The 9,397-nt window shown below is 69.8% G+C and carries 10 protein-coding genes; 1 reads left to right on the forward strand and 9 read right to left on the reverse strand.

Annotation, left to right across the window (positions count from 1 at the left end; all coding sequences use genetic code 11):
- Nucleotides 1-10: 10 nt before the first annotated feature.
- From IO39_RS42150 to IO39_RS42190, 9 genes are all read right to left on the reverse strand, one after another.
- Entirely contained in the window at nucleotides 11-235 is a 225-nt protein-coding gene (locus tag IO39_RS42150) for a hypothetical protein (RefSeq protein WP_043636851.1), read from the reverse strand.
- Nucleotides 236-324: 89 nt separating this feature from the next.
- Nucleotides 325-735, reverse strand: a complete 411-nt coding sequence (locus IO39_RS42155; protein ID WP_043636854.1) for a hypothetical protein — start codon at nucleotides 733-735, stop codon at nucleotides 325-327.
- Nucleotides 736-1,047: 312 nt separating this feature from the next.
- Entirely contained in the window at nucleotides 1,048-3,930 is a 2,883-nt protein-coding gene (locus IO39_RS51535) for an LAGLIDADG family homing endonuclease (protein WP_169789217.1), read from the reverse strand.
- Between the two features lie 177 nt (nucleotides 3,931-4,107).
- Nucleotides 4,108-5,385 carry a DNA-directed RNA polymerase subunit alpha C-terminal domain-containing protein gene (locus IO39_RS42165; RefSeq protein ID WP_043636857.1) on the reverse strand — a complete coding sequence of 426 codons (1,278 nt, stop codon included), beginning with the start codon at nucleotides 5,383-5,385 and terminating at the stop codon, nucleotides 4,108-4,110.
- Nucleotides 5,386-5,516: 131 nt separating this feature from the next.
- Nucleotides 5,517-5,927 (reverse strand): hypothetical protein, encoded by a 411-nt coding sequence (locus tag IO39_RS51540; RefSeq protein ID WP_052424104.1) that lies wholly within the window; start codon nucleotides 5,925-5,927, stop codon nucleotides 5,517-5,519.
- Nucleotides 5,928-5,971: 44 nt separating this feature from the next.
- Nucleotides 5,972-6,343: a hypothetical protein gene (locus tag IO39_RS42175; RefSeq protein WP_043636860.1), complete on the reverse strand. Its 372-nt coding sequence runs from the start codon at nucleotides 6,341-6,343 to the stop codon at nucleotides 5,972-5,974.
- Nucleotides 6,340-6,927, reverse strand: coding sequence for a hypothetical protein (locus tag IO39_RS42180; RefSeq protein ID WP_043636863.1), 588 nt, complete (start codon nucleotides 6,925-6,927; stop codon nucleotides 6,340-6,342). Before IO39_RS42180 ends, IO39_RS42175 begins: the two co-directional genes overlap by 4 nt.
- A gap of 14 nt (nucleotides 6,928-6,941) precedes the next feature.
- Nucleotides 6,942-7,586 (reverse strand): helix-turn-helix domain-containing protein, encoded by a 645-nt coding sequence (locus IO39_RS42185; RefSeq protein WP_043636866.1) that lies wholly within the window; start codon nucleotides 7,584-7,586, stop codon nucleotides 6,942-6,944.
- 8 nt (nucleotides 7,587-7,594) lie between these two features.
- Complete coding sequence (locus tag IO39_RS42190) at nucleotides 7,595-8,116, reverse strand: hypothetical protein (RefSeq protein WP_043636867.1); 522 nt, start codon at nucleotides 8,114-8,116, stop codon at nucleotides 7,595-7,597.
- A gap of 317 nt (nucleotides 8,117-8,433) precedes the next feature.
- Here IO39_RS42190 and IO39_RS42195 point away from each other — a divergent pair.
- The coding region (locus tag IO39_RS42195) for a hypothetical protein (protein ID WP_157549722.1) at nucleotides 8,434-9,397 on the forward strand (964 nt) is incomplete at its 3' end.

The following is a 9,397-nucleotide window of genomic DNA, read 5'->3' on the forward strand; positions in this document are numbered from 1 at the left end:
GGCCCCCGGCTTACTCGGACGAGTCGGAGGCGACGAACCAGCCACCGACCATCAGGTAGACGCCCGCCAGCCCCACCCCGATCAGCGGATGCCAGCCGGCCACGGCCACCACGGTGGCCAGGGCGCCGAGGGCCAGCATCAGCAGGCCGGCGACGTCGCGCCGTACCCGGGCCAGCTGCCCCCCGCGTTCGGTGCCGCGTTCGCGCTCAAGGTCTTCTTTCGGGTCGTAATACACCTGGGCCCCTCCGTGCCGGTCGCCGCCCTGGTGCGGGTGGCGGGCTCCGGCGCACGGTAGGGGCCCGACGTGCTTACGTCATGCGGAGGTCAGTTGAGCCCGTCTATCCGGCTGGCCTGCATGAGGGCGACCGTCTCGCGGCGGGCTCGCTTCTGCCGGGCGCGGGCCTGGCGGGCGGCGACCTCCTTGGCCGTCGTGCCCGGGGCGGGCTTGGTCCGCGGGGCGCGCTCCGCCATCACGCCGCCGTGAAGGTGGTGCAAGGGGTCGGTGTCGGCCTGGCACGGCTCCCACACGACCATGTCGAAGCGCTGCCAGCACTTCACGCACACCCGGTCGAGGACCTCGAACACCAGCCCTTCCTCCTGCTCGGGGACGGGGATGTACTTGAGGTCGTCGGGCAGCGTCACGTAGGGGCGGTCGGCCAGCCGCCACATGAGTTCGGGATCGGCCGGTTCGAGGAACAGCGCGAGGCCCCACGCGTGGCCCTCCGGGTATGGCATGTGGTTATCTCCCCCAGTTTGAGGCGAGCCGGACGCGCTGGCGGCACCGCCCCCGATCGGGAACCCCCTCCGGGTTGGACCGGCCCGCGGTGGGGTTCGCGGAGCGTAACTAGCCAGGCGCACGGCTGTGTGCGTTGACGGTTGGGAAGCTTGCGTCTGGTAAGGACGCGAGTCAAAAGGTAACGATCACCGTGAGCAGCCGTAAAGGGTGTACCACCACTGGGAGTGACACCCGCCGTGAACATTTGGACGGTAACAATTCGGCATACGCGCAAACCGAAACGTAGGGCTGCGCGTCTCGTTCGCCCCGGTTCAGGCGATGACGCGCCAGGAGTCCTCTTCCTCCGGCTCGTACACGGAGAGCAACACCGCCTCCCCGCGGTCCGGGCTGGACACGCCGCGCTTGCGCATCTCCTTCTTCGACTCCACCTGCGAGTGCCCCGACGAGCGGGTGAACAGCTTCGGCGCCGCGAGCTGCCCCGACGTCATGTCGTCCACGCGCAGCCGGAGCCGGGTGTTGCCGTGCTCGTCCGGCCGTACCAGCGCGCGGGTGGCCAGCCACATCTCGTCCCGCTTCAGGAACGGCCGCAGCGTCGCCTCGTCCGGTTCTCGGCCGGGCGACTCCGACACCAGCACGGGCACGATCTCCGCGCCGTGCTCACCCTCCCGCCCCCACGCCGCCAGCAGCCCGGCGACACCCCAGCCCAGGCCGTTGCCGTCGATCTTCACCCTGACCGGGTCGCTGCTGCCGATCGCCGCGGCGAGCGCTTCGGCGCGCCGGATCTCCTTCAGGATGAGACCGGCGACCGCGACCGGGTCGGCGTTCTCCGGCCCGCTGGAGGCGTGCTCGACGGTGGCCAGGTCCCCGACCAGGCGGGCGACCACCAGCTCGTCACCGCCATCCGACGCGACGTCGACGCCGAGCCGCACCCACGCGCCGGCCTGGACGACCCATGCGCCGTCCTCGTCGGCCAGGCCGAGGTCCCGCAGCCGCGCCCAGCCCGGCCGCAGCTCCGGCTCCTCCATCTCGACCGCGGCCTCGACCCACTCCGCGGGGATGACCACGTTCGTCAAACCCTTGGGGAACTTGGCGTCGATCTTCGCGCGGACATAGTTGCTCTTGGGGCCGTGGACGCGGATCGTCCGCTCGATCCACTCGCGGTCCACCATGTGCTTCGCCGGGCTGTGTCCACCGGCCGGGCACGACTGGCACTCCCCGAAATACTCGCCGGTCAGGTTCGGGGTGTCGTACGCGGAAATGGGGATCGTCTCGACCTCGGGGTCACGGCACAGCTTCTCGAACCAGGTGTTGACCTGGTCCGTGGGCGGATTCCCGATCGCGATCATGCGGGCGCCCTCGCCGACGAGCAGACCGGCCAGGTTGTCGCCGATCGTGGTGGCGATGCCGCCCGCTTCCTCCACGATCAGCAGCAGTTCAGCCTTGTGAATCCCCTGAACTGCCGCCTCATTGTGCGGAGCGGCGGCGATCCCGTACGCGACGGTGGTGTCCACGCCGTTGGCGTCGGGCAGCTTGTACTGCGTCATGTCCACGACGCCGGGCAGCCCGGCCCGGGTGTGCGCGGCCCGCACCTCCGGCCAGAGCTGGCGGGCGACTTGCCGCCACAGCGGGGCGAGGGTGACCACGAGCGCCGTGCCGACCGGGTGGACGAGAGACGCCCACAGCACCATCTGCCCGCAGGAAAAGGTGTTGTGCTCCACGAAGAGATCGACCCACGTGTGGTCGACGTCCACCTCGATCGCGACTGTCCGCTCATCGTCTGGCAGCCGCTCGACATCCTTAACCTTCTCCCACCGGTAACCGGCCGGTGCGTTACGGTGCCTCCACAGCTCAGAGTGACGGCGCTTTTCGGCGGCGGCGAGCGCGGCCTTCATTGCCTCCCGCTTCTCGGGCACGTCCAACACTTCGACCATGCGGCGCATGTCCCGTGCGGAGGTAACGAGGAACGCCCAGTACGGGAAGCGCTTGCCGTTCAGGCTGGAGTACGTCTTCGACACCTTGCCGCAGACGCCGAGCCGCAGCATCGCCCGCTGGATGTCGCGGATCAGGCCCTCATTGGACAGGGAGATGCCGATCGCCGAGTTGTTGGGGCGGTTCTTCGTTCGGCCCGAGGTCGCCCAACCGTCGCATGCCCACAGGCGGCTGAGGATGACAGCGAGATCGTCAGGGTGAAGCTGCCAAACAATGTCCGGGAAACGCTTCTCGGTCGCTTTGCAGCCGATCAGGCCCCAGCTCCGGGCCAGGTTCAGCACAGGGTTGACCGGGTATTGGCGGCCCGGCTGCCGATAGCCTCGGACGGCGATCTCGCGGTGGCGTCGGCCTTCCCGCACCTGAAGGTCCACGATTCGACTACCGAGCTTCTCGGCGCAGGAGATGAACTCGTCCAGGGCCTCGCCCGGCAAGTGGGAGAACGTGACGAAGCCCGCGCTCGTCCCGCCGTCGCCGAGCAGGTAACCGAGCAGCGCGGCTTCCTCGAACGGCATGCGACGCGTTGCCTTCGGACGAACCTCCTCCGGGACGAGCACAAGGTCTCCCGGCTTGAGGTCGTTAATAGCCCGCCAGCCGATGTTCTCCGGTGTACGGATGATGGTGCCGACCTGGCCACCGGAACGGACGCGTCGCACATTGTCAGCCGCGTACAGGGGATGGTGGCCGTTGCGAACGATCTCCCGCCCCCAGTCCGTGGTCACCCGGTAGACGGGTTCCACGGTGTTCCATTCGGCTCGGGCGCGACGAATCGTCTGGGTGCCGTCCTCTTGCCATCCGATCATCTCGAATTCGCTTCCGACCAGGGACTCCGCGCGTACGACACTGCCGTCAGCAAGCATGATCACATCTCGACCGTATACGCATTTAGAGGACCCAAAGCAGCTCGGGACGGCGACCTGCTTGTGCTCGGTGAGCGCGGTCATGAACCGGCGCGGCACCGACCAGACGGCCGCACCCAGCACCTGCTCCACGAACCCGACCGGATCGTCCCGCCACAACGCGTACGACGTGCCGGCGACGCGGTACGCGGCCGCGTACACCTCGCGCGCCTCGTCGCCGGTCAGCTCCTCCAGCAGCAGCCGCCGGTCCTCGGCCGGGAGCTCCATCAGCTCCTCGAACATCGTGGCCGCCTGCCGCGACTTCGGATCGCCGGGCGGGTTCACCCCGGCAGGGAGGGTCAACGCCACGGCGGCCGTCCGGTGCGCGCGGCCCCGGGCGCGGACAGCTCGGCGACACCTGTGCCCGTTCTGGGCATCCGGTGGCGAGAGCGGGCGCGCGCCCGGGGACTGGTGAACACGGCCCGGCATGGTGAAGCCCCGGCGGACTAACGTCCAACCGGGGCCTCAACCAGCGTCCAGCAGGGCCTACTTGAAGATCAAGCCGGCTTCGCGCACCCGCCGGCGGATCTCCTCCACACTCTTCGGCCCCAGGCCGGGCACCTTCTCCAGCCGCTCCTCACCGAGGTACAGCAGGTCCTTCACCGACTCCACGTCCGCCTCGTTGAGCGGCCGCACCGCGCGGGCCGGAACCACCTCGGCGACCGGCTCGCCGAGCAGATGCTCCACGCCGCGCACCTTGGCGGCGAACTCGACGGGCTCGAACCAGCGGCGCCCGGTCGCGTCGACCACGTGTGGCGGCAGGCCCTCGTCACGCTCCCGCCAGGCGCGGACGCGCTGCTTGGCCTGCTCGCGCGTGATGCCGAGCAGCGTGGCCATACCCTTCAGGTCCCGGCGGCCCTCGTCGTCGTAGCCGCGGCTCTGGGCCTCAGCCCGGCCCTCATACTGGGCCCACCAGTCGCCGAGCTGTTGCGGGTCGTACAGAGCGACGCCGCCGTACTCGGTGGCCGTGGTCAGCACCAGTCCCTGCTTACGAGCGTGGCGCAGCCGGTTGAACGCCTCGGAGGTGGAGATGCCCTGGGACGCGGCGAACTCGGCCATGGTCACCCATCCCAGGCGCAGCCGCTCCCACCATGCCGTGAACACCTCCGGGTCGGCCATCTGCACCCATCGGCCTACCCGCGCCAGGCCCTCGATGGTGCCGCCGTTCCTGCGGACGGCGTCCACGCGGGTCAGGAGGCGAGTCCGGGGGACACCCAGCCGTTCGGCCATCTCCGTCAGCGGGATCATGCCTGCGCTGGCGCCCGGCTCGATCTCGTCATCAGGGCTGTACCCGCGCTTCTTGGCCTCGTCCAGGTCAACGCCGACCGTCGTCCGGGTCATGCCGGCCACCCTGGCGATGTCAGCGTTCGTGAAGGGCTCGCCGTCGATGCTGGCCTGCGACAGCTTCAGCACGCCACGGATGCGCCGCTCGCGCTCCAACTCCTCCTCCACGGCGCTGTCGCTGATCGCCTGGACCTGCTCGGCGATGACCTCGTCGGCCTCCTCCTGCGTCAGCTCCGGCAGCGTGGAAACGTTGGGTGCCTTCTTGAGCAGCTTGTAGAAGTCAACGCGGTGGATGCCGGCTTTGCGGGTCAGCGGCGCGACCTTCTTCTGCCCGTGTACGTAGTAGAGGACGAAGAGGGCCAGGTTGCGCTCGTGGGCGGCCTTCTTCTGCTGGTCGATGGCCGAGGTGATGGCGGTGTGGGCGGCCGCGACGTCCACGGCGGTCTTCTTGAGCGGCTCCGGCAGGGTGGTGGTGCTCATGGCTCATTGGGTCCTTACTGATTCCTGGGGCTTACATCCTCCCGTTCAAATGACCGGGCGGGCGTGCACACGCCCGCGCACGCCCGCTAGTGTAGGACAACTTTACGGCTCTGTGAATTCCGCCGGCTCGATCAGGTCTGAGACACGGTGTCGCTCAGATCGTAGATATAAAGGACGAGCCTGCCCTTCGGGTGGACTTCGCCCAGCTCAGGGTAGGGGCCCTCCAGGTACTTGGAGTTGTCGTCAGGGAGGACGCCAGCGTCCACAACGCCGTCCACGACGGCCTTCCAGGAGGGCGCCCAGTTGGCGGGGTCGCGGCGCCGTTTGTTGGGCGGCTCGAACACGCCGACCATGCGGGCTCGCTTCATGGCGGGGACCTTCGCGGCCCTGGCCAGCCAGCACGCGGTCTCGCGCAGGTTTTTCTTGATCGGCTGTTGCCGCCGCCAATGGAGACGGTCGTTGGCGTTGAGGAGCTTCGTCCCAGCCGGTAGCTCGATCTTGTAGACCGGCGGCGCGGGCTCGGTGGCGGGCATGATCGTCACGCGCTTCTTCCTTTCGAGGTTGGAGAGGGTTCTCGGACGGCGGGTCAGGTGACCGCGATCGGGATGAATTGGACTTCCCGCGCGGGAAGTCCATTGGCCTGGAGTCGTGACCGGTGGCGGAGCTCGAACGTGGGCGGTCCCGGCCAGATGTCCAGCGCGGCCTGGCCGTCGATCACGGGGATCGGGGTCTCGCCGCGCGGGTGGAGGTGGGCGCACCTGCACCCGCACGTGCCGTCGCACCGCGACCCGTGGCGACCGCACTGGCCGCACACGCCGAGCAGCGCGTACCGGTCGGGGTCAGTGCCGTGCAGGGCGGCGTGCACCGGGCACGGCCGGACCTCGACCGAGACGCGGCACAGGTTGCACACCAGGCCGGTGCCGGGGCGTTCGTCGTCGGGGATGGGCTCGTACCTCACCAGCCGGCCGCCGCCTCGTCGGGGCTGCCGTCCTGGTCGGCGTCGGCGGCCGGGGCGCCCTCGACGCCGGTCATGGTGCAGCCGTACTCCTCGGCGTAGCCGACCGGGTAGACGTAGATCGGGTACCAGCCGGGGTAGCCGGGGTACTGCCGGTAGCCGTCGTGCCAGACCGGGGTCTTCTGCGCCGGGTAGGTGCGGAACGGGCTACGCGCGTACGGCGTGGCCGCCTTCGTGGCCGTCGTCGGCTTGGCGGGTACGTGCGTCGGCACGCTGGTGGTCGTCGGCACCGGCCGGTACGGCTGGGTGGTCCCGGCGGTGGTGGGCTTGCTCTGCGGCTGGACCGGCTTGGCCTGCGTTTGCTGCTGGGGCGGCTGGACCGGGGTCTGTCGCTGCGGCTGCGTCTGGCCCACGCCTGTGCTGGTGCTGGACCGGCTACTGCTGCTGTTGGAGGAGGAGGTGCCGGGCGGCTTGACCGCGACGGCCGCGCAGGCAGGGGCGGGGTCGCTGGAGCAGGCGACCAGGAACGCGGCGGCCGCCGTGGTGAGGACGACGGCGGCACGGCCGGCGTTGGTGGTGGGGGACATGGGTTCTCCTTCGGTCATGCGGCGCGCGTGCGCCGCTTCTTGGCCTGGTAGAGGTCGCGGCGGTACGCGCTTTCCGCCTCTCTGCATGGGTCGCACAGAGGTCGGCCCTGGTCGCGGTGCCACTTGGCGGTCGCCGGGGTGGCGGGCACCCGCTTGGCGACACACGTGGGAGTGCCGGGTGGCACCGGGGCCGCGCCGGGGAGAGGCCGGCCGTTCTCGTCCCACGTGATCCAGTCCAGGAGTGCGCTCACGGGCCGGTCCATGGGCACGAGCGCGGCGAGCACGTACGGCAGGGCGTCCTGCTGATCGCGGGGGAGTGACTGCACGAATGCCTGGCAGGCGTCGGCGTCTTCGTCGCGGACCAGCATGGCGAGGTTGAGCGCGGCCTGAAGGGTGCGCTGGGCGATGCGCTCCCTGCGCCGGTCGGTGACCCGCCTCGGGGTGGCGTCGGGTGTTTCCTCGGCGAGCGCGGCGCGGCGAGCACGCCGCCGCCAGCGCACGACGGTGCGTTCGGTCACGTCGAGCTGCTCGGCGATGGCGGCGGCCGAGACGCCCGGCCGGTCGAGTTCCAGGAAGCGTTCGTACCGGTCGGCGGGGCGGCTGGTGGACTTGGGGCTGTGGCCCGCACGGCGCGGGCCTTGCCCGTTCGTGCGGGCCACAGTGGGGATTACCTTTCGGCCGGGGCGGGGACGGTCAGGCGGAGCACGGCCTCACCGCAGGCGCAGGTCACCTCGGGCCACCGCGAGTCGTGTGTCCACCCGCCGTGGTCGCTGTGCCCCGCCTTGTCGAGCAGGCCCCAGATGATGTCCGGGTCCAGCTCGACCGTCTGGGCGGTGGCGCCCGCCTGGTGGAAGGTGTCGGCGATCTGCCGGGCCTGCGCGGGGGCGACGACCAGGTTCATGGGGCCGATGTCCTCCATGACCTGCGCCAGCAGTCGCGTGAAGAGGTCGAGGTGCCTCTGCCGGACGATGGCGTCCCGGTCGGTGCCGTCGTGGCCGGTCTCCAGGTCCGCGCCGACCGCGAGGCAGGCCAGGCCGAGCGTCCCGAGCCGGTCACTGTGAGGGTGACCGCCCATGGAGGCAGTGATCGCCCAGTCGGCGATGCACGGGATGAGCACCCCGCGGGGGAGGGGGACGAGCTTGAGGTCATCCGAGTCGGCTTCGGGCGCCTCGACGGTCGTGATCGTCACAGGGGGTTGCCTTTCTTCCTGGGGCTATAGACGTGCACCGGCGCGAGTCGCAGACGCGCTCCTGCACAGCTATAAGTGTAGGACAAATTTATCTCTCTCGCTACTCCCGAAGCTCCCATGCGCCGGAGGGAACCACAATCGGGAGCTAACGTCGCGCCAGACCAGCAAAAGATCCCAAAAGACCCCAAACCGGACACCACATTTCGTCGTTACGTCATTTCGTTACGTCATTAAGTAACGTCACTCACTACGAAATGACGAAACGAAACACAAAACGAAATGACGAAACGCGCCCCGGCCGGGGGGAAGTGGCTGACATGGATGCCTTGACCCGCGAAGATGGTCGGCATGACGGAGCCCGGCACCACCCGCCACGGGGGCGAGAAGACGTGCCCCTACCCCGACTGCACCCAGCCGCCGGAACCGTCCCCATCGGACAGCCCGGCCGGCCGCCGGAATACTGCGCCGACCCTGAGCACAATCGGCATTCCGCCTATCGGGAACGGCTCCGGCGACGCAGGGTAGCGGCCCGCGCCGCAGGCGAGCAGATCCCCGACGACCTCGGCCGGCCAGTCACCATCTCCACCGCCCGCGCCGCCGAGATCCAGCGCAGCACCGTCGAACGCATCGAGGCCCTGACGGCCGACCTGCAACGGCTCGTCACCGAACTCCAAATCGCCGGCGACCCGGAAGCCGCGGCGGCCGAGGTGGACAACATCCGCACCGAGGCGGCCGAGAAGGTGGCTGCGGCCGACAACCGCGCCCAGCAGGCCGAGCAACGGGCCCGCACAGCCGAAGGGCGCGCCCGCGCAGCCATCTCCGAGAGGGAAGAGGCGGACACCGTCGCCGAGGATGCTCTCCGTCAGGCTGACGAAGCGGCTACCCGGGCTGAGCAGGCCGAGCAGGCAACCGAGCTGGCTCGTGCTGAAGCGGACCAGGCCAAAGAGCGGGCCGAAGCTCTGCTGGCCGAGTCAGCACGTGAGTCCCAAGAGCAGATCGAGCAGGCCCGCAGAGACGCGGCCGAGCAGGTACGGGCTGCCCAGGAGCGGGCCGACACCGCGATCGACCAGGCCCGCGCCGCCGCCCAGCAGGAGATCGACGCCATCCGGCGGGAGGCCGAGCGGAAGATCGAGCACGCCACCCAACTGGCCAGGGACGCCGAGGACCAGGCCGAAAACGACGTGCGTCAGGCCCGCGCCGACGCCGAAGCCGCCCGCGCCGAAGCCGAGCAGGCCAAGACGGCGGCCGCCGACACGGTACGCGCCGTCCGGGACGAGGCCG

The sequence above is a fragment of the Nonomuraea candida genome, assembly GCF_000725485.1.
GTDB classification, from domain to species: domain Bacteria; phylum Actinomycetota; class Actinomycetes; order Streptosporangiales; family Streptosporangiaceae; genus Nonomuraea; species Nonomuraea candida.

What these genes read in the sequence shown, in the direction of transcription:
- IO39_RS42155 (WP_043636854.1), bottom strand. Translation starts at nt 735, where the DNA reads ATGCCATACCCGGAGGGCCACGCGTGGGGCCTCGCGCTGTTCCTCGAA.
- IO39_RS42165 (WP_043636857.1), bottom strand. Translation starts at nt 5,385, where the DNA reads ATGAGCACCACCACCCTGCCGGAGCCGCTCAAGAAGACCGCCGTGGAC.
- IO39_RS42180 (WP_043636863.1), bottom strand. Translation starts at nt 6,927, where the DNA reads ATGTCCCCCACCACCAACGCCGGCCGTGCCGCCGTCGTCCTCACCACG.